The sequence below is a fragment of the Globicatella sp. HMSC072A10 genome, from assembly GCF_001811625.1.
In the GTDB taxonomy this organism is placed as follows: domain Bacteria; phylum Bacillota; class Bacilli; order Lactobacillales; family Aerococcaceae; genus Globicatella; species Globicatella sanguinis.
The window spans coordinates 1-21,124 of sequence record NZ_KV805809.1 but is presented as its reverse complement, the minus strand read 5'-3'; the positions used below and the strand labels follow the sequence as shown (position 1 = coordinate 21,124).

The window sequence follows — 21,124 nt, the reverse complement described above, 5'->3', positions numbered from 1 at the left end:
AACCACTGCGCTTTTAATTAACGAACAATAATTTCGACTAAAATTTATCAACCTTATGCTCCGTCACGTTTTTCTTTAAGATACCTAAGATAAAGGCACCTGCGACTGCCCCTGCGATCACTGATACTAAGTACATTACTGGATTTTCAACAACCCCAATGACCCAGATACCACCATGTGGCGCGCGTAAAGAACAGCCAAATAACATTGATAATAATCCAGCTAAACCTGAACCGACAGCCATTGAAGGAATCACACGTAATGGATCAGCTGCTGCAAAAGGAATGGCTCCTTCTGTAATGAATGACATTCCCATAATAATATTTGTTGGGATAGCTTGACGATCTTTTTCAGTATATTTATTTTTGAATAATAACATGGATAATGAAATAGCTAACGGCGGTACCATACCACCAGCCATTACTGCTGCCATTACTGCTGATGAACCTGACGCTAAAGGAGCTGTACCAAAGACATACGCTGCTTTGTTAACCGGTCCACCCATATCCACTGCCATCATAGCACCTAATAAAGCACCTAATAATAACTTAGATGAATTGCCCATATTATTTAGCCCATCTGTAATCATGGTATTTAATTGAGCTAATGGTGGATTTAATAATAAAAGCATAATCGCACCAATACCTAAGATTCCAAAGACTGGGAAAATTAACATCGGTTTAACCCCGTCCATTGAACGTGGAAGTGGTTCTGTCACTTTACGTAATAATAAGATTAAGTAACCCGCAATAAATCCGGCTGCTAAGGCTCCTAAGAAACCAGCACCACCAGTATTAGCTAGGTAACCCCCTACCATCCCGACCATTAAACCTGGACGGTCGGCGATTGACATTCCAATATAACCGGCTAAAACAGGTAACATAAAGCTGAAGGCTGCTCCCCCAATTTGATTAAAGAAAGCTGCTAATGGTGTATTCGAACCAAAACTTGAAGGATCGATTGTATAATCGTCTAATAAGAAAGCTACCGCGATTAAAATCCCTCCACCAACAACAAATGGTAACATATGCGAAACACCGTTCATTAAGTGTTTATAGAATATTTGACCAACAGTTAGATGGCTAGCCTCTTCAATAGCTGCTGATGCTTGACCTGTTGCTTGATAAACAGGACGTGATTCATCTAAGACACGGTTGATTAATTCTGCTGGTTTGTTAATACCATCTGACACTTTGGTATCCACTAAGCGCTTACCATTGAAACGTGATTTATCCACTGCCACATCCGCTGCAATGATAACCCCTTTAGCATTAGCAATTTCAGCTGTCGTTAAAGCATTCTCAATTCCGGTTGACCCATGTGTTTCAACTTTAACATTGTAACCCATTTCTTTGGCTTTATTGATAATCCCTTCAGCTGCCATGTAAGTATGGGCAATTCCTGTTGGACAACCTGTAACTGCTACAATGTCATAGCCAGTATTTGTTTCTTTGCCTAATACACCTTGGAAATCTTCTGGGAATTTTTCTGCTTCTTTTTGATTAATCGTATTTAAAAATGTGGTCTTGTCTGTTGCTTTTAATAATGCGTTACGGAAACTTTCATCCATTAACATGGTTGATAAACGTGATAATACTTTTAAGTGCTCATCGTTTGAATTCTCAGGTACCGCTATCATAAAGAATAAATTAGTTGGTGTACCATCTAATGATTCATAGTCCGTGCCACTTGGTACTATCATTGATACTAATTGTGGTTTTAAAACACCTTTCGACTTCGCATGAGGAATCGCAATCCCTTCACCGATGCCTGTCGTACCTGAAGCTTCACGAATTTTTAAGTCTTCAATATATTGATCTTTATCCGTTAAAGCACCGGTCTTTTCCATCAAATCTGCTAAACGATGAATGATTTCATCTTTGGTGCCAGCTGCTTGTCCTAAGCTAATGCCGACTGGTTGCAATAATTCTGTAATTTTCATACTAAACCCCTTCTTACAATTTATTATATATCGCCATAATTTCATCTTTAGTGCCTAAATTTTCTGAAAATGCTGTTGCACTACCACAGCTTACACCTAATTTGAACGCTTCAATCGGTGAATATTGATTCTTTAATCCATACATAAAACCAGCTACCATCGAGTCCCCTGACCCTACTGTATCAATTACTTCTCCTTTTGGTGCAGCTAAAAATAAACTGTCACCTTGACTTGATAAGAAATAAGCACCATCGCCACCCATCGAAACGATTATATTTTTGGCACCCATTTTTTGTAATTCCTTTGAATAGTGCTCAATTTGTTGCGGATCTTCAATCGTGACACCAAAGAAATCTTCTAGTTCTCGTAAATTGGGTTTTACCAAGGTTGGCCCATACGGTAGTGATAATTTTAAAGCTTCTCCAGTCGTATCAACCGCAATGGCCACCTCTTTATCCTTCAATAATTCCATAATTTCTGCATAGAATCCATTGCCTAATGAAGCTGGAATACTTCCTGATAAAAATAAATAATCGCCATTTTTTACGTCTTCTAATTTATTAATTAATTCTTGACGATCTGCTTCATTGATTGTTAAACCAGGACCATTAATTTCTGTTTCGACATCCGCTTTGATTTTCGTATTAATGCGAGTAAATCCTTCTTTGACTAAAATAAAATCACTTAATATTTTATCCTCATCACGTAACACACGCTCGATTTCTTTTCCGGTAAAACCAGCAATATAACCTAAGGCAATACTTCTTTCGCCTAAATTTTTCAAAATTTTACTGACATTGATGCCTTTACCACCGGCGCTAACGCTTTCAGCATCCATGCGGTTTGTTTCCCCTGCTTCTACTTTTTTCAATCTCACGATATGGTCTAATGCAGGATTTAAAGTTAAAGTGTAAATCATAGTTCCTCCTCCAAAGTCGTCATGATGGCTTGTTCTGTCCCGTCAATGAATTGGTTAGTAATAATTTTCGCTTCAGCATCATGACAAAACGTCACTTGAGACACTTTACCGACTTTACTATCATCCGCTAAAATCATCACTTCCTTGCATCGTTCAATCGCTGCTGTTTTGACCATCGCCTCATTGATATCAGGCGTTGTAAAACCAAACTCTTTATGCAAACCATTTGTTCCAAAAAAACCAACTGTAAAATTAAAGCGCCGTAAATATTCACTAGCTGCAATCCCGATAATCGAATCGGTGCTTAACTTAATTTCTCCTGGTAAAATAAAAACTTTATAATTTCGAGCTGACAAATCACGTGCAATTCCGATTGAATTGGTAACGAAAGTAACATTGGTAGTATTGATAAAAGAAACCATTGCTTCCACACTCGAACCCGCATCCATATATACAAAATCATTTTCCTTAATTTGTTGTGCGGCTAATTGCCCAATTAAAATCTTTTCTTGAATTTTAACGGACATCTTAGTATCCATGGCATCTTCAGTTGTAACGTAATCCGCAATCACAATCGATTTTGCACCACCAAAGATTTTCTTAATCTTTTTGGCTTCATCTAATTCATTTAAATCTCGGCGAACAGTCGCCAATGAAATATCTAAAGATTCGGCAATTTGATCCGTTTTAAGTGTTTTATGTCGATTGATTAGTTCTACTATCTTCGCTAAACGATCATCTTTTAACATATTGTCACCTCATTCTTGTGCTCATATTATCACGAAAAAATCAATAAGTCAATCGTTTTCAATCAAAATAAATCATTTTACCTCAAATTTGTTGTGTTGTATCCGTTTAAACAATCAAAAACAATCATTTTCAGTCAAATTATGATTGTTAAGTATGTGCAAAATATCGTTTTTGGGAAATAAAAAAACCACCCGAAGGTGGTTTTGGTTGGTAAAAAGGTTCTATAATCTATATCATTTCTCTCCAATAAATATGTAGTGGATCCACACAAAAAGTTGTAGAGGCATTATTTCTATTAGAAAAATTTGTTTTATAAATATCTCTTTAAAGATATATATTTCTTAATTTTCTATTTAACAGCACCTTCAGTTAATCCCTTGACCATATTTTTCACCAAAAGAAAATATAACAAAACTATAGGAACAGCAATAAATACACTTCCTGCTGCAAATCTTGAAAACTCGGTCTCATCCAAACTCATAAGACCTACAGCTACAGTATATAAACTCTTTTGCTTTAAGAGAAGTTTTGGCAAAATAAAATCACTCCATGGCCAAGCAAATGTGGTTAAAGCTGTATAGACAATTATGGGTTTTGATAGGGGTAGGTGAATTCTTTTAAAAATTTGAAAGCTTGATGCGCCATCTAACCTTGCAGCTTCATCTATTTCCTTTGGAATTGTGTCAAAAAATCCTTTTTGTGTAAGATAACCTAGCGGAGCTGAAGCGCTATATATTAAAATTAAACTTGATAACTTATTGATCAAATCAAATTGAGTCATAAGTAGATAAACCGCAATCATACCCATAAATGAAGGAAACATTCCCAAAACAATTGTTGTTTTATTCAATTTCTTTTTCCAGGAAAATTTGATCCTAGACATTGTATAGGCTGTTAAAATAACCAAAAATGTACCCACAATGCAGCTAACTGAGGAAATGATAAGAGTATTCATGAACCATCTTGGATAGTTATAAAGACTAGTATCGGTAAAAAGCTTTTTAAAGCTAACCAAACTATAAGAGCTTGGGAAAAATCCATTGAGCGAATAGATAGATCCTGACTTAGAAAATGAAGCTAAGATAACCCACAATGTAGGAAAGAAAAATACAAAACTAACTAATACTAGGATTATATATATTATGATTTTTCTAATTAAATATTTTTGCTTTTTCATCTAATCCTCCTTATATGAATTAGTTCTAACATAGACTAGTAAGCTTAATACAGAAGTTATAATAAATATTACCAAACTTATTGCAGCACCAATATTATAATAATTATTGCTTATTGATAGGTTATATAGCCAATTTATCAATAAATCTGTATCGCTCGCTAAGAAATAACCATCTAAATATAGTCCACCTCTTAAAAAGTAGAATATACCAAAATTATTAAAATTACCTACAAATTGTCCAATTAGTACAGGTGTTGTTGCATAAATCATATAGGGTAAGGTTATTCTTTTGAATTGTGTCCAAGAACTGGCTCCATCTATGCTAGCCGCTTCATACATACTCATATTTCTATTTGATAATAGTCCGGTTGCTAATAACATTATAGATGGAATACTTATCCAAGCATTTACTCCAAGTCCAATTAATCTTGCCATCCATTTAGCATCTAGGTCTAAAAATCCGATTGGTTTATTCCCGCCTTCTACTATAAGCTGATTTATAGGGCCTCCGTACGAGAACATGAACTTAAATGCTAATAATGTTATAAAACCTGGAATTGCATATGCTAGAATAGGGAAAGCTTTCCAAAGCGCCTTATGCTTTACAAATTTATTTTCGTATAATAAAGCTAAGCCCAGACCTAAAAAATAATTTAATGTGGTTGATGCTACCGCCCATAATAGGTTCCAAGTTAATATCTTGAAAAAAGTAGGACCGAACTGAGATAAGGTCAATAAGTTTTTAAAGTTCTCAAGACCAACCCAATCCACAAGCTCTGGTGGTATAATATTTCCCCCATAGTTAGTAAAGGCAATTAGTATCATAAAGACAATTGGCAAAACATTAAAAATCAATACTCCAAAGATAGGAAGTGCTAAAGTAAAGACATAGAATTTCTTATCAAATAGTTTTTTTAAATCTTCACTAAATCCAAGAAGTTTTTCATCTTTACTTATTCTTGTCTCAATATTTTTGATATCCCTAATATTAAGCCTATATATTGAAATCCACGTTACTATTATAATAATTGAAAATATTCCCATTAGGAGGAAAACAACAGAGTTGTCTCCCTCTAATCCTAGCCATAAATCTGCTTTCTGAGTTCCTAATGTGAATAATCCAACAAAATCATCTATACCTCTTATCAAGAAATACATGATAAACATTAGGTTTAATCCTATAAATATCAAACCTTTTGCATACTGTTTATATAAAATTTGACCAAGTCCCATAAAAATATAGGACATTCTAGACCTTAAAGATAAGTCTTTAAAATTTACTTCTTCTTTTTTATAATTCTTTTTAAATATTTTAGGTTTCATATAATCTCTTCCTAGTTAAGCGTATGAATCGCATCGTATATTTGCTTATCTACAGCTTCCAAACCTTTTTTAAGATCTTTCTCATCTTTGTATTTTTTGTCCTTATCTTCTCTAAATGTATTTTTAACAATGTCTGATAAGAAAGTTCCCATAGGAGTCCACACTTGTGAAAGTTCAGGTATAGATGGCATTAATACTATTTCATCATTTTCTAATCTCTTTATAAATTCATTTTCTGTAGGTCCTAATTTGCTTACTAAATCTTTTCTTACAGGTGCTATTCCTAATAATTCATTTCTTAATTTTATATTTTCATAATTTGTGGCGAATTTTATGAATTCTAAGCAAGCATTTGGTGCTTTTGTATAAGAGCTTATTGCATAGCCGCTTATTCCGCCCATTGTCTTCATATCAATTAATTTAGGGTCTTTTTCTTCCAAATCTCCACTTTCAGGTAATTTAGGAACCTGTACCATCTTTAGATTCTTCTTAGCTTTTTCTAAAGCTTCTTCTTTCGTCAGACCTTCTTCCTCGTATACATTTTGTAATTCGGTAATGAATGTTGAGTATACATCAGGTGTCGTCATGGTTGCAAAGTACTTTCCTTTTGCAAGCTGGCTATAAGAATTTGTAGTTATAGTATCGTCTATAGATTCCTCATTCATCTGTGATGCTAGTTGCTCTATAACATGGACCCCTTTTTCCGCTTCTCCTTCAGAAAACCCAATTTTTTCAACATTTGTATTATTATCGCCAAATATATATGCTCCATAGCTAAACAAGAATCCACTTGAGAAATATACATTGTTTAACGACTGCATATATCCGTAGTTGCCTTCTTCTCTTCTTTGTTTTGAAAAGGCATACATAGAGTTCCAATCTTCAATCATATCTGGTATATCGTTAGAATTCTTATCCCAAGTAGTTTTCCAGTCTTCTGGTAGTAAATCTTCCCTATAAAATAGCATAGGAGATTGAACATTTACAGGTACACCAACATGGTACTTATTGCCATCAACTTCCAAACTAAAGGCGTCTATTGCATTTTCAGGTGTTTCTTTAATCGACTCTATTTCTTCTATTGGTAGAGGCAAAATATGTTTAGCTCTAGAGTATTGCATTATGACATCATTAGCTTGGTATAAGACATCAGGTCCATATCCATAAGGTCCATCATTTGCTAAATCTGTGTTTTGATCTATGTTGGCATCTACTGCCTTTATTCCATATTCTGAATATTTCTCATTAAAAGCATCTAATATCTCTTTGAAGTATCCTTTAGAGATTGCCGTATCATTTTCAACCACTTTTATAGTTACATTTTTTTCAAGTTCTCCAGTAAAATGTTTATTAGATGAAGAGCTAACCTCTTTATCTGCTTTATTAATTCCTATTTCACCCTTATTTGATGAACAAGCTGATAATAAAAAGACACAAATTAATATAAGACTTAATATTTTTTTGCTATTTTTCATGACTACTCCTATCTGAAACTATTAAGTATCCATCTTTCTCTAAAATTTCATTATTATATTTGTTAGATGATAGAATCTCTGTATTTTTTTTATCGAAACTAATATCCTGATCTAAGTTGATATATAAGCTTATATTTTCATTCTCATATGATCTGGTTATAATTAGTTGATTTTTTTCACAAGTAATTTTTATATCACCATGTTTTATGGGGGCTAGATTTTTCAATTCAAAAATTGATTTTATTGTATTTATTTGCTTAGAATTCTTTTCTACTAAATTCCAATCAAAATTCCTTCTTGAATCAGGATCATAGCCTCCTTCTAGAAATATCTCTGTTCCATAGTATAAACATGGAGCACCTAAAAACATAGTCATCAAGGCTATAGAGGCAAGGACCTTATCTTTATTTTGATTAACCTCAGTATAAAACCTATGTGTATCATGGGTATCGATTAGGTTTAAATTCATCCTGTTAACTTGATCTTTATTTCTCATCAAAATACCATTTAATTTAAAGGCTGCATTTTCAGCATCAATTTTATTACAAAAATAATCTAAAGATGTTTTTGTAAAACTATAGTTCATTATAGAATCAAACTGATCTCCCTGTAAGTAACTAGCTGCATCATGCCAATTCTCACCGATTAAAACCGCATTTTTATTTATACTCTTAATTTCTTTCCTAAATCTTCTCCAAAAATCATGTGAAACCTCATCAGACACATCTAATCTCCATCCATCAATACCAAATTCTTCAATCCAATATTTACCGACTTTGATTAAATAATCTTGAACTTCTGTATTTGATGTATTTAGTCTAGGCATATAATCTACCATTGAAAATGTTTTGTAATTAACATCATCTTCTTCTATATAATCACCATCAATAGAAAACCAATCATAATATTTTGAATTTATCCCCTTATCTTTAACATCCTTAAACATATAGTTTTCCTTGCTAATATGGTTAAAGACAGCATCAAGTATTATCCTAATTCCATTTTTATGTGCTTTTTCAACAAGTTCTTTTAATTTAGACTTATCCCCAAATTGAGAATCAATCTCATAATAATCAATTATGTCGTATTTATGATTACTTGGTGATTTAAATATAGGAGTTAGGTACAAAGTATTTATTCCTAAATCTTTTAAATAATCAAGTCTATCTATAATCCCTTTAAGGTCACCTCCAGTAAAACTATCTTGTCTTGGAATATCTCCCCATTTTGAATTTATATAAGAATCATCTTTTTGATAATCCCCGCGGTTAAACCTATCTATAAATATTTGATAAAATACTGCACTTTTCATCCAAGGTATGTAGGGCATAATATCTGCATCATTTATTGAAGGCATCTGAAAATAATTATAAAACCCTAAATCAAAGTCATACTCTTTACTGATTCCATCCTCACTAAAATAATAAGTTTCACCATTTTCTTCTATCTTAAATATATATGCCAACCTATCATCTGAAACATTTAATTTTATTTCAAAATAATTAAATAGCCTATCTACATAGCCAAGCCTCATTTCCTCCTCATACCTAGTTATATGATAAGTAAATTTAGGACCATGAATAATAGAAACTTTTAGTGAATCAAATTTAGATGTTCGAATTCTTATTATTATTTCATTCTTATTAATTGGAAAACTCATATGAGAATCCATTATATGTAAAATCGCTTCTTCGTTCATTTTATCTCCTGTCTTGCTTTTTTAATAATTATCCTATATTATAATAATATTATGAGTACAAAAGTAACAATTAAGGATGTTGCTAAGGCAGCAGGCGTATCGGTAGCTACAGTATCATATGTAATCAACGAGAGAAAAGATCAGAAGATTTCAGAGGAAACAAGAAAAAAAGTATTACAAGTAGCAAATCTTCTTAACTATTCTCCCAACCAAAACGCCCGTGCCCTGGCAAGCAACAAGTATAAAAGTATATTTTTAATAACAAGAAATGATGATAGTTTGATTTATAATGCTAACGTTTATAGCTTTATAAAAAAGTTAGCCGACTTTTTCCAAGATAAGGGCTTTCATCTAATAATTTCAGGTGATAATACTATAGATAACCTAAATAGCTTCAATACTATAATCACAATAGACTTAACAAAAGAAGAATTCTTAAATATTGGTAATAAAACATTTACACCATTAATAGCTATAAATTCATATATAAATGACCCTGTATTCTATCAAATTAATAGAGATTACAGAAAAATTAATGAAACTTCTTTTGAATTCTTTAAAGATGAATTTACCTTATTAACTGTAGACACAAATAATATAGAAAGAAAAGAAATTATAGAAAATTCTTTTAATAATGTTATTTTCCTTAAGGATGCTAATGATTTACCTGAAATCAAAACTAACACCCTTATATTAGAAAAATCCCTTTATAATTTTTATTCTAATAATCCAAATGTATTATTTGTACCCTTAGACAAAGACAAACTTTTCAACACCGTATTAAATGCTATTAAATTAGCAGATAAAAGAATATCTACAGACGAACACAACATACTTTTATAGAAGCCGACAAATTACAATATCAAATATAAAAGATATTTTGGCGGCTCCTATATTTTCTTAAAACCCCTTTTTAACCTTCAAATGTCCATGAGATCACATCATATGGGTTGAGGTTGAAGTTTTCTTTGCCCTCTTCTGTATATGACTCATCTTTTTCGTCATAATAGTCTTCTGCTGGGTGAGTTTTTAAGGTAAATGTATATCTTCCTGGTTTAACAACCTTAATATTTGCTCTTTTGACGCTAACATCACCAAGTCCGCCAGAGTTTTCAAAATACTCTTCTCCATCTTTTTCGATTGTATCTAAATAACCGAATCCTCTTTGATTCTCCCAGCTACCATTGATAGCAAATTGAAACTCATCACCCTCTTTTAGATCTACGCTTATTGTGTAAATATTTTCTTTATCTGAATCTGCTTTCTTTAATTTAAACTCATCCTCTACAACTTCACCCCAATTAGATTTTGATAAAAGTTCACTTTTACCGTTACCTAGGATGTAAAACTCTCTCTTATCATCTTCATATTTTGTAAAGCCTGCATATAAATTTAAATCTTCAGTGATTTCTGAATCAAAATCAAACATATGCTTCATTGCAGGAGTTGCAAACCAACCTATGAGTTCATATCCTTCTTTTGCTAGCTCAGGCTTTTCTAATTTACCTCCCTTCTCTATTTCCTTTTCTTCTAAAACAGCGCTTCCATCACTATCATATAAGGTCACTTTTACCTTGCTTGATTTTTCCGCTTCTTCAGTTTGAATATTGGTTTGTACATTATCTACTTCTGACGAATCATCTGATTTTTGATTTGTATCACTACATCCAGTGGTCAATAAAGCAAATAATAGTACTGATCCGGCAATTTTTGAAAATTTATTTTTCATAATAATTTTATCTCCTATACTTTACTTTTTTATCAACTTAACCGTTTAAGTTGATTTAATTGTAGCAAGTGTTTTCATAAATGTCAATGTTTTTTTGCTTTTAGGTGACCAACAGTTATTTTACACTAAGCAAACTTTCCCCTTTTTCTCTAAGTAAGATTGCGAGTATGTTAAATTCTATTGTTTAAAAACTCATTACTTTTTATCTATTTCACTAAAAAATTATTATTTTCAACCAAAAACCCGGCCAATCTGGAATCCAATTCCATTTTGGTCGGGTTTTTCATCTTTTTTGAGCATTTTATACTTTCTCACTACAAAGCCGAATCATAGAACTCTACAAACTTACTCACGACAGACTCATCCAGTGAATGACTCCACTTTTCGCGATCGAGGTGAGTTAAAACATAGCTTGTTTTCGCTTCATCCCGTAATGCTTCTCCTACTTCATCATAATTAAACGAGAATGAGTTAACGTAGGTGTTCATGCCGTCTACAAACTCATTGATATAAGTCTCATCTCTGAATAAGTGATTATGACCTCGGTCTTCATAGAGCACAAATTCAAAACGATTATCCTCACCGTATTGTTCGTAAAACGAATCATATCCATAAGCCATCGGTACCACTTCATCATCTTGACTTTGCACGATCATAATCTTAGCATCCGTATTGCCAAAACCTTCTAAAGCTGTCTTAGTGGCATAATCTCCAAATTTAATGCGTTCATATAAATTAACAAATGGCATCATCACTTCAATACCGTCGCCAGCTTCTTGACGGCCAACCACTTCAAAAATATCCGAAGATTGATTAAAGGCTGCTACTGTAATGACCGCTTGAACATCAGGTTGAAAATTTAAGACATTACCCGCACTATAACCACCCCAACTGTGGCCAAATAGCATGAGTGGCAAGTCCTTCAACTGGTCTTGAGTTTTAACAAAACGAATCGCATAATCCAAGTCAATGGCTCCTTGTGGGAAACCACCTACACCTTCCCCTTCACTCTCATCAGTTCCCGTCGCATCATAGGTAAATACATAATAACCATTCGACGCAAAATAATCGGCTAAATCCATGTAAGAATTATGTCCACCGTCACCATAGCCATGGGCTAAGACAATGACCCCTTTTTGGTTCTTACCTTTTTGATATAAATACCCCATTAGCTTTTGTTCTTCATTAGAAGAAAATGGCATTTCCGTTCGTTGTAAGCCGTCATAATCTTTTACTTCTAACATTAAGGGCGCAAAACTTTCTTGTCGTCCTGAAATATTTTCCTGGTAAGTAAAAACGGAAAATGCTGCTAATCCCACCACTAATACCATCATCACTATAGCTAGTCCAATAAGTAACTTTTTCCAGATTGAGCCCTTTTTCTGTGTTTTCATTTTATTATGCATGTTCATGACCTCTTCTCTTTTGACAAGCAACCTCTTTCACTAAACAAACAACATACCAAGCGTCAAACATCATTTAATTTTGATTTTAAATGGAGTTGGCTCTTTTAGCTTCATTTTTTCTCTTTTTATAAAACTTTTTACGGCATGATGAGAAAATTCTGGTATCCTCTGTCAAGCTCAACTTGTTGAAACTTCTTTCGCCACATATTCTATCTCCTTTTGATGCAACATAGCTATTCATTCCTAACATTACCATACCTCATTTCCCGAAACTGGCATACCTTCTAACACTGCCACTTCGTAATAGGCACCATCTTTAACTGCTAAAAAGGGTTCTTCAGCTTTAGGTATCAAAATAATACTCCCATCTTCCAAATAGTTAACAAAATATTCTTTTTGACTTTGTAATGTCATATTTTTAGCAACAGGTAAAGTTACCACAATTGAATTGCCTTTTGTTCTTGTTTTGGTTTTTAATATGTTATCACCTCACATCTATTATACCAACACCATCTAGTAAAATCGATGAATATAAATGCTATGCAGCAACTTAAATAATATTTAAGGTCGTTCCCTCTTATAATCTTCTTCCCTTATAAACAGCAGTCGTTCAACTTCTATTTGGTCTACAAAAACGACCACCCTTAGGTAGTCGTTTCAACATTCTATTTCAATGCTTGTACTGCCGTTGCTACTTTCTGACGACAGGTTGAGTAAATTACTTCAAAGTCTGGTGCATCTTGCTCGGATAATAATTGTTCCAACCGGTAATTATGCATCGTCCACTCCCATCTCAATGAACCCCTACACGGATGTGACTTATGAAGTTGATAATATTTCACCCATTACTTAATAGCGCCGTCAACCATTCCTTTAAGGATTTGTTTTTGTGCTAATAAGAAGACGATGATGATCGGAATCATAATCATTAAACTGGAAGATAAAATCATATCCCATTGCTTAGTATAAGAACCCGCAAAGTTGGATAACGCAATCGGTAATGTTTGGATTTCATTTCCCACTCCTAATAATTGAATAGGGAGTAAGTAGTCGTTCCAAATCCAAATACCATTTAAAATGATAATCGTCATGTAGATTGGTTTCATAATCGGCATGACCACATAGAAGAAGGTTTGGAATTTATTAGCACCGTCAATTTCGGCAGCTTCTTCAATTTCCAATGGTACCCCTTTTAAGAATCCATGGAACATAAAGACCGATAATCCCATACCAAAGCCGATATAAGCTAAGATTAATCCTGGGTAGGAACGTAACAATGACACACTAAATAATGGTTGTGTAATATTGACTGAAAGTGTTCTAAACCAAGAAATCAATGGGTACATCACCACTTGGAACGGAATAACCATCGAAGCTACAAATAGATAAAAGATAACATTGGAAGTTTTAGATTTATAACGAACCAAGCCCCATGCAGCTAGTGAACTAAATAATGAAATTAACGTCAAGGACAATACCGTGATAATAACAGAGGATAAAAATGAGCCACGGTAATCAATGGAAGGATTATTCCAAATGGAAATAAAGTTTTCCCATATTTTGCCCCAATTTTCTGGTAATGATAAAGGATTGAGTAATATTTCACGGGAGGACTTAGCTGAGTTAATAGTAATTAGCAAAATCGGTGAAATAAATAATACGAACACGAGTAAAGAAAAAACTTCTAACAAGATTTTGGGCCATTTTGCTTTCATTACATTTCAACCTCCTGACGTTTGGTAATAGTCGTTTGCGTTAAACTAATCACCACTAAAATAACGAATAAAATAACGGCTCGTGCTTGTCCTAAAGCTAATTTATTTTCAACCGATGCCGTATTATAAATATTCATCGTCATAAATTCGGTTGACTTAATGGCTGCTCCATTCCACATCATAGAAGGACCGCCACCTGTTAAGGACACGTTCACATCGAACATTTTGAATGAGTTATTAATCGTTAAGAATAATGAGACCGTAAAGGCTGGCATAATCATTGGGAATGTAATATGACGTAATTTTTCCCACCAATTAGCCCCGTCCAATGACGCTGACTCATATAATGATTGGGGTACATTTTGTAAACCAGCATAATAAATCATCATAATATAACCGGCATATTGCCAAGTCGACGTCATTACCAATGCCATGACTGCTAATTTAGGATTACCCAAGAATAAATTATTCGCTAACCAGTCAAAGCCTATCGTTTTGCCAATATTCGGAAAGACATTATTGTAAATAAATTGCCAAATATACCCTAACACAAGTCCACCAATTAAGTTCGGGATAAAGAAACCAGCACGGTAAACATCGCGCGCTTTGACCTTACTGGATACGATCATCGCTAAGGTGAACCCAACAATGTTAATGGTAATAATATTAAAAAATGCGAAAATAAAGGTCACCATTACGGAATAACGATAACGTGAATCCGCAAAACTATCAAAGTAGTTTTGTAGTCCTTTTAAATTAGCTTCCGGTTTAATAATACCGCCCCAATCAGTAAATGAATAATAAATCCCCATGAAAAATGGAATAAAAATTACTAAAATTAATGAAATAAAGGCCGGAGCAACTAATAACCAGAAATTCCGTCGTTGACGTTTACTTCTCTTTGCGATATAACCTTTTTCTGCCATAAAATTCCCCTCCTTAAAGAATGGGAGTGGGCTAGAAGTAGAAAATCACATGATTTTCGCTTCATATGCCCACTCCTTCACAGTTGAGTCAGTATAAATTAGGTCCTTTCCCTAGGACACCTTATTTGACACTACCAAACCACTGTGCTTTTATATCAAGATTAGAAATTGAGTCAGAAACTGAATCATTTCTAACCTGATGCAAGTTTAACTAAAATACAATTATTCACCTAATAAGCTTGGAATTTTAGCAATTTCTTCTGTCATCAATTTAATGAATTCAGCTTTGTCAATATTTCCTTGAGCAAATTGTCCATAGATTGGTCCTAAGTTATTCATACCAAATCCATCTGGTGTAAAGTAAATTGAGTCGAATGAATAAACTGGTTTTTCATCAGCAACCCATTGTGCTAAGAAAGCAGACATTGGTGCTTCTGGTGATTCAGTTGTTGTTGAGAATGCTGAAATCATATTGGCTTGGTTAACGATATAATCTTGACCTTCAGGTGTTGAAACCATGTCATTGAAGAACTTCGTAATAGATTCCATCGCTGCTGATTCTTTATTTACAACATAGTATGAAGGAGCTCCGATGAATAATCCATCTGCATTTGTATCAGTACCTAAAGTTTGATAAGGGATGAATCCCATCGCAAAGTCAGCTTCTAATTCTTTTAAGTTAGGATCTTTCCAGTTTCCTTGGTGTAAGAATGCTGCTTGACCAGATGCAAAAGCGATATCCATGTCTTCTTGCGTACCAACAGTTAACATTTGTTTTTCAGTGTGATTGAATAATAATTCAACCCAGTCAGCATAGTCTGCCATACGTTGTTCGTCGACTTCACCTTTCAAGGTTTGTTCAACAATAGAACGGTCACCATTTTCTAAGCCTCCACCTAAGAATGCGTTAAAGTCATGGTTCCCCATAATCCATGTTTCGCCTTCTTTAGTAGCATTTGCGACAACCGTTGTTAAGCCTAATTCTTCTTTACGGTTTTCTAAGTCTTCCATCGCTGCTTTTAATGCTTCAAATGAATCTAAAGTCGCTGGATCAATTCCTGCTTTTTCTAATAAATCAGCATTATAAGCTAAACCATACCCTTCAACAGATACTGGGAAGCCATAAACGTCATCACCTTGTTTAAACTCAAATTCAGTTTGGTCTACCCAATCACCTTCTAGCGGTGTTAAGAAATCAGCCCACATATCATATCCAGCTTGACCTTCAATAACAAACACGTCAGGACCATCTCCAGCAGTGAAGTCTGCTTTTAATTGGTCACCTAATGTACAAGAACCAGAACAAACTTTAATCGTCACATCGACTCCATTAGCTTCTCCCCATAACTTAGCATAATTCGTTAAGGCTTCTTGTGTTTCACTTTTATTTGAATATAAAGTGAACGCATCGGCACTTGACGAAGCCGCTGAAACTGATGGGACCGAAAACATCGTTGCTGCTGCTAAAACTAACCCTGCACGTTTGAAAAATGGAAATTTAACCATATTTTTTCCCCCTAGATAAGTAATATTTATCTTCATTATAGCATTACAAACGCTTTCGTGCAACCGTTTACAAAGTTAAATAATTATGAGAAAGATTAGCACTCTGTTTTCTAAAAAACATTGAATCACTCGCTTTTTATTGAAAACAACGGTTTTTTATCTATCAGATAGTTTCTAATCTTTTATTCACTGTGAACGATCCGTCACTCGTTAATTAGACAACGATAAACATTGATATATCAAGCTTTCCAAGATGTTTATTGTGTTCTCATCCCTTCACTTTAAGGTTATTAGGATAATCTCTTGCTTAATATCGTACTGAATATTTTTGGCAGAACGGGACTGGTTCAAAAAATTCTGTTACCGATAACAGTTTTTTGTTTTTTCACGAATATGAGAAAGTAAACGGAATATTTAATATTTTTGTTCCATCTCAATTCACAAGCGGTTTCGCTATTATATAATCGTAAAAAGTTAGGTTTGGTTCCTGTTGCCAAATATGACTCCTTTTTAGTGCTTATTTATTTATATTTTACGAGTTTGCATTCAAATGACGCACCTTCACTCACATCCCAAACGTCCATTTAGAATCGTGGTGATGATGAAGGATAATCGAACGGATAATTAGAAAACAAGTAATAAAACCGATGATATTGGCAACAATAGCCCTCTCTATTACAAAAAAACACCTCTCAATTGGATGAATCTCTGGCATTTAAAATGCTCGGTCATTTGAGAGGTGATTTTGATAAGTTTTATTTAATTAAACATAAAGGTGCATTGGATAAGTTGTAAACTTGGTTGGGCGAGCTTTTTCAGAAGTGACAAAGCCAGGTGCTGCCGCTATAACACTTGGAATGCGGTTAACAATTGTTCCACATGTTAAAGCAACAGTGTCAGGTTTCTTCAAGGTGAATTCCATATCGGGTTCCCCTGTAATATACCAATCACACATATCACCATCTTCTGGGCGATAGACTTTTCCAATACATTCAACTTCTAATTCAATTCCCTGATTGGTTTTAATAGTTGTAACAGCTGACATACCGGTAGCTTGACCTGCTGGTATCACGCGTCCTAATGTTTCAGATTCAATATTTTCATCTAAAGTATAAGGAACCGATTTTTGTGATATCTCAGTAATAGTCCAGTTCATTTTTGAACAAATGGCTTCCGCAGCATTCCACATATAGGAAGGGAAACTTTCTGCTGAAGCAATTTCTTTATTGAACTTATCTAAATCATAACCAGCCCCATGTGCTTCTGCTAAGGCTAATCCATAATCTTCCACATTATAAGAAACGACGCCTTTAATTTTCTTCACTTGATTCATTCCGGCTAACATCAAACAAGGCATATTAATCCAATAAATATCTTGCATACCAGAGCCCATAATCGTCACGCCATTTTCTTTAGCGATGCGATCTAAACGATTCGTTTCTGCCGGTGAGGTGTTCCAAGGATAAATGGCTTCCTCACAAGTAGTAATGACATTAACTTTATTTTTCAAAGCCAACTCAAAAAACTCATACATTTCAGGCATATATGAGAAGATAGTCATAATCGCAATATCCGCTTGACAACTGTCAAAGACTGCTTGTGCATCATCCGAAATCTTAACTCCTGTTTTATAGCCTAATTCTGCATAATCTCCTACATCTTGTCCTACAACTTGTGGATTATTATCAATCGCCCCCACTACCTCGACACCATGCTCTACCAAATAACGAATAATCACTGTTGACATTTTCCCACAACCATACTGAACTGCCTTCACTTTATTTAACGCCATTTTCAACACTCCTTATTTGTATTTTTTATCACAATTAAAGTATAATGTCTATAGTAACTATAGAGTCAAGGAGGGTTTTTAAAATTGGATAACTTATTGAAAATAGGCGAGTTTGCCCGTATTAATAATATTCCAATACAAACGTTGCGCTATTATGACACTATTGGATTAGTACCACCTTATAAAGTTGATAACTTCACAAATTATCGTTATTATCACATTAACCAATCGGCTATTATTGATATTATTCAATATTTAAGACAGCTTGATTTTTCCATTGAACAAATTAAAAGCATTCTTTCTGACCAAAATTCGCGACGCTTACTAAATGAAATTGAAGATCAAGCACAACAGTTATTGTTGGAGCATCAACAGTTGTCACAAAAATTAAAAGAACTCGATCTTTATCGGCAATCGGCTCAACTCTACATCGAACATCAAAATTGTCCTGAGCTTAGTTTTGACTATTTACCTAAACGTGAAGCACTCACCTATACCCTCGAAAATAATATTTACCAAATGAATGATGAAGGTTATGAAAAATGCTTGCGTTCATTTAAAAACACGCTCGTTAATGAACAAATTATCCCTGCTCCCTTTATGCGCATTGGGACAGTGATGGATAAACACAACTTTTGTACCCAAAACTGGTTCTCAAACAAAATGTTTATTATTAATTCCAAATTAAGTGCGACCGATACTCTAATTCCTTATACATTTCCAAAAGCGCTCTATGCAATTAGCTATTGTCATTCGTTTAAAGAAGAGCTCGAAGTATTGTCTTGTTTTTGCCAAAACATCAAAAAAGCAGGTTACCAAGTAACCGGAGATTATATTTGTGAAGTTGTCTATGAACATCCTATTCTAAATGAAAATAAACGGCATATGTTTATTCGATTGCAGGTTCCTGTGAAAAAACGAGAGAAATCGTTTTAATATAGGTAAGTTCTATCAATTTAAGTGTGGGGATTGATTGCACCCGCACTTTTTTAGTGATGAAGCTTTTATTCTGAAATGAAAAATAACTCACTTATTTTTGACAAAAGGTGCATCCCCGTTCTATTAGTCAGCGGGATTCGACTTCTGATAAATATTAATCTTTACCAATCTCGCTTCTGTTTCAGAGCGTGGTCTTTCTTCTTGTCTAATGAATTCAAAACCATTTTTCTTAATCACCGAGTTGCTGCCAATATTGACATCTTCGGCTTCAATAAATATTTTGGGATACCCTAATTCAAATAAATAAGCGACTACTACGGCAAAGGCTTCTGTCATATATCCTTGATTCCAGTAAGGTCGCCCTAGCACATAACCAACTACCGGCGAGTCGTCCCAAAACTTCACAATATCAATCATGCCCATTAACTCGTCGGTCGCTTTCGATTCGATACCATATCGAACAGTCTGTTCATCTTGATAAGCAACTAACCAACTAGTTAAGATTGCTTCAGTGGTCGCAATCGTTTCATGTGGTTCCCAAGTTAGATATTTTGTCACTTCTGGGTCATTAGCCCAGCCATTAAAGATACTTAACGCATCATCCTCAGTTAATTTTCGTAAACGTAATCGCTTGGTCTCGAGTTTTTTCATTCGCATCCCCTCCACTTGTACAATAATTTTTTCTATTATAACATAGCAGTGCTTTATATTTATAATGGTTTCAACTGGAAAATTCCCGATAAAGTCCATATAATTGTGTAAAAAGAAAGGGTCACTAATCCCTCCATAACTGGTACAATGTTTTTAGGTAAAATAAACAAACCAGGAGGAATCAAAATGACCCAAGTACATTTTACACTGAATTTAGAAGAAATTCAAAACTTAATTGACGTAGAAGTGAATGACAACCTATCTAAGAGTATTCTAACCAAGGTATTTAATCAACTGATGGAGAAAGAACGGGATGAATACTTAGAGAATGAAGCCTATCAACGCGATCCCAATAGAGTTACTTATCGTAATGGCTACTACGATCGTGATTACACAACCTTAATCGGAACGTTAAAACTCAGAGTGCCAAGAACAAGAGATGGAAAGTTTTCAACAGAAATCTTTGAACGCTACCAAAGAAATGAAAAGGCGCTTCTGTTAACCATGCTTGAAATGTATATCCAAGGAGTCTCTACAAGAAAAGTTTCAAAAGTCGTTGAAAATTTATGTGGGAAAGCCTATTCAAAATCATTTGTTTCTTCCCTTACGAAACAACTGGATGAAGAGGTTCGACAATGGCGTCATCACGATTTAAGCCTCGTCCGATACCCTTACCTGGTGGTGGATGTTATTTATATAAAAGTCAGAGAAAATCATAAAGTTGTATCCAAAGCTTGTCATATCGCAATCGGAATTAGTGAAGAAGGAAAACGAAGACTCCTTGGTTTTGACATCAGTGATGGCGAAAGTGATTACTCTTGGTCTCGTTTCTTTAACCACCTAAAAGAAAGAGGCCTAAATGGCCTTAAAATGGTTATATCTGATGCACACGCGGGTCTAGTAAAAGCAATTAAAGAAACCTTCATTAATGTTTCTTGGCAAAGATGTCAGGTTCACTTCTTAAGAAATATCTTAGATAAAACACCGAAAAAAGAGACCAAAGAATTTAAAGAAGACATTAAGGCACTATTTCGTATTCAAGATATCAAGATTGCCCGCCTCGTTAAAAATGAGCTCTTTAAAAAATATGAAGGAGACAAGAAATATCAAGCCAGCTTAACGATTCTTGATGACGGATTTGAGGACGCCTTTACTTATCTTAATGAATCGGTTGT

General features: G+C 34.2%; 19 protein-coding genes. 3 read left to right on the top strand and 16 right to left on the bottom strand.

What is annotated here, in order from left to right:
• Positions 1 to 37: 37 nt before the first annotated feature.
• The 7 genes from HMPREF2811_RS09630 to HMPREF2811_RS09600 form a co-directional block, all read right to left on the bottom strand.
• Positions 38 to 1,942 (bottom strand): PTS fructose transporter subunit IIABC, encoded by a 1,905-nt coding sequence (locus tag HMPREF2811_RS09630; protein WP_071409136.1) that lies wholly within the window; start codon positions 1,940 to 1,942, stop codon positions 38 to 40.
• A 13-nt stretch (positions 1,943 to 1,955) separates the two neighbouring features.
• Entirely contained in the window at positions 1,956 to 2,861 is a 906-nt protein-coding gene (pfkB, locus tag HMPREF2811_RS09625) for a 1-phosphofructokinase (RefSeq protein WP_071409135.1), read from the bottom strand.
• Positions 2,858 to 3,610 carry a DeoR/GlpR family DNA-binding transcription regulator gene (locus HMPREF2811_RS09620; RefSeq protein WP_071409134.1) on the bottom strand — a complete coding sequence of 251 codons (753 nt, stop codon included), beginning with the start codon at positions 3,608 to 3,610 and terminating at the stop codon, positions 2,858 to 2,860. The genes pfkB and HMPREF2811_RS09620 overlap by 4 nt, the downstream gene beginning before the upstream one ends.
• 350 nt (positions 3,611 to 3,960) lie before the next feature.
• Entirely contained in the window at positions 3,961 to 4,788 is an 828-nt protein-coding gene (locus tag HMPREF2811_RS09615) for a sugar ABC transporter permease (RefSeq protein ID WP_071409133.1), read from the bottom strand.
• Positions 4,789 to 6,111, bottom strand: a complete 1,323-nt coding sequence (locus HMPREF2811_RS09610; RefSeq protein WP_071409132.1) for a carbohydrate ABC transporter permease — start codon at positions 6,109 to 6,111, stop codon at positions 4,789 to 4,791.
• Between the two features lie 11 nt (positions 6,112 to 6,122).
• Positions 6,123 to 7,586, bottom strand: coding sequence for a sugar ABC transporter substrate-binding protein (locus HMPREF2811_RS09605; protein ID WP_071409131.1), 1,464 nt, complete (start codon positions 7,584 to 7,586; stop codon positions 6,123 to 6,125).
• Positions 7,576 to 9,285 (bottom strand): glycoside hydrolase family 13 protein, encoded by a 1,710-nt coding sequence (locus HMPREF2811_RS09600; protein WP_071409130.1) that lies wholly within the window; start codon positions 9,283 to 9,285, stop codon positions 7,576 to 7,578. The genes HMPREF2811_RS09605 and HMPREF2811_RS09600 overlap by 11 nt, the downstream gene beginning before the upstream one ends.
• Before the next feature lie 51 nt (positions 9,286 to 9,336).
• On the opposite strand from HMPREF2811_RS09600, the gene HMPREF2811_RS09595 reads away from it, so the two are divergent.
• The gene (locus HMPREF2811_RS09595; protein WP_071409129.1) at positions 9,337 to 10,128 is read left to right on the top strand and encodes a LacI family DNA-binding transcriptional regulator; all 792 of its coding nucleotides are present in this window, start codon (positions 9,337 to 9,339) and stop codon (positions 10,126 to 10,128) included.
• A gap of 70 nt (positions 10,129 to 10,198) precedes the next feature.
• Here the strand turns inward: HMPREF2811_RS09595 and HMPREF2811_RS09590 are convergent, their stop codons facing one another.
• From HMPREF2811_RS09590 to HMPREF2811_RS09560, 8 genes are all read right to left on the bottom strand, one after another.
• The gene (locus HMPREF2811_RS09590; RefSeq protein ID WP_071409128.1) at positions 10,199 to 11,014 is read right to left on the bottom strand and encodes an InlB B-repeat-containing protein; all 816 of its coding nucleotides are present in this window, start codon (positions 11,012 to 11,014) and stop codon (positions 10,199 to 10,201) included.
• 314 nt (positions 11,015 to 11,328) lie between these two features.
• Positions 11,329 to 12,420: an alpha/beta hydrolase gene (locus HMPREF2811_RS09585; protein ID WP_084802117.1), complete on the bottom strand. Its 1,092-nt coding sequence runs from the start codon at positions 12,418 to 12,420 to the stop codon at positions 11,329 to 11,331.
• Between the two features lie 85 nt (positions 12,421 to 12,505).
• Complete coding sequence (locus HMPREF2811_RS11490; protein ID WP_168164979.1) at positions 12,506 to 12,670, bottom strand: hypothetical protein; 165 nt, start codon at positions 12,668 to 12,670, stop codon at positions 12,506 to 12,508.
• A complete protein-coding gene (mazE, locus tag HMPREF2811_RS09580) occupies positions 12,670 to 12,900 on the bottom strand; it encodes a type II toxin-antitoxin system PemI/MazE family antitoxin (RefSeq protein WP_071409127.1) in 231 nt (76 codons plus the stop codon). Before mazE ends, HMPREF2811_RS11490 begins: the two co-directional genes overlap by 1 nt.
• A 365-nt stretch (positions 12,901 to 13,265) precedes the next feature.
• On the bottom strand, positions 13,266 to 14,135 hold the full coding sequence (locus tag HMPREF2811_RS09575) for a carbohydrate ABC transporter permease (RefSeq protein WP_066124772.1): 870 nt from the start codon (positions 14,133 to 14,135) through the stop codon (positions 13,266 to 13,268).
• Positions 14,135 to 15,061, bottom strand: a complete 927-nt coding sequence (locus HMPREF2811_RS09570) for a carbohydrate ABC transporter permease (protein ID WP_066124774.1) — start codon at positions 15,059 to 15,061, stop codon at positions 14,135 to 14,137. The genes HMPREF2811_RS09575 and HMPREF2811_RS09570 overlap by 1 nt, the downstream gene beginning before the upstream one ends.
• Positions 15,062 to 15,283: 222 nt before the next feature.
• Positions 15,284 to 16,567, bottom strand: a complete 1,284-nt coding sequence (locus tag HMPREF2811_RS09565) for an ABC transporter substrate-binding protein (protein ID WP_071409126.1) — start codon at positions 16,565 to 16,567, stop codon at positions 15,284 to 15,286.
• A 763-nt stretch (positions 16,568 to 17,330) separates the two neighbouring features.
• Positions 17,331 to 18,359, bottom strand: coding sequence for an NAD(P)H-dependent amine dehydrogenase family protein (locus tag HMPREF2811_RS09560; RefSeq protein WP_071409125.1), 1,029 nt, complete (start codon positions 18,357 to 18,359; stop codon positions 17,331 to 17,333).
• A gap of 84 nt (positions 18,360 to 18,443) precedes the next feature.
• On the opposite strand from HMPREF2811_RS09560, the gene HMPREF2811_RS09555 reads away from it, so the two are divergent.
• Positions 18,444 to 19,295, top strand: coding sequence for a MerR family transcriptional regulator (locus tag HMPREF2811_RS09555; RefSeq protein WP_071409124.1), 852 nt, complete (start codon positions 18,444 to 18,446; stop codon positions 19,293 to 19,295).
• A 126-nt stretch (positions 19,296 to 19,421) separates the two neighbouring features.
• Here the strand turns inward: HMPREF2811_RS09555 and HMPREF2811_RS09550 are convergent, their stop codons facing one another.
• Positions 19,422 to 19,949, bottom strand: coding sequence for a GNAT family N-acetyltransferase (locus HMPREF2811_RS09550; protein WP_071409123.1), 528 nt, complete (start codon positions 19,947 to 19,949; stop codon positions 19,422 to 19,424).
• Positions 19,950 to 20,135: 186 nt separating this feature from the next.
• Between HMPREF2811_RS09550 and HMPREF2811_RS09545 the strand changes: the two genes are divergently transcribed.
• A partial coding sequence (locus HMPREF2811_RS09545; RefSeq protein WP_071409122.1) for an IS256 family transposase occupies positions 20,136 to 21,124 on the top strand: 989 nt, incomplete at its 3' end.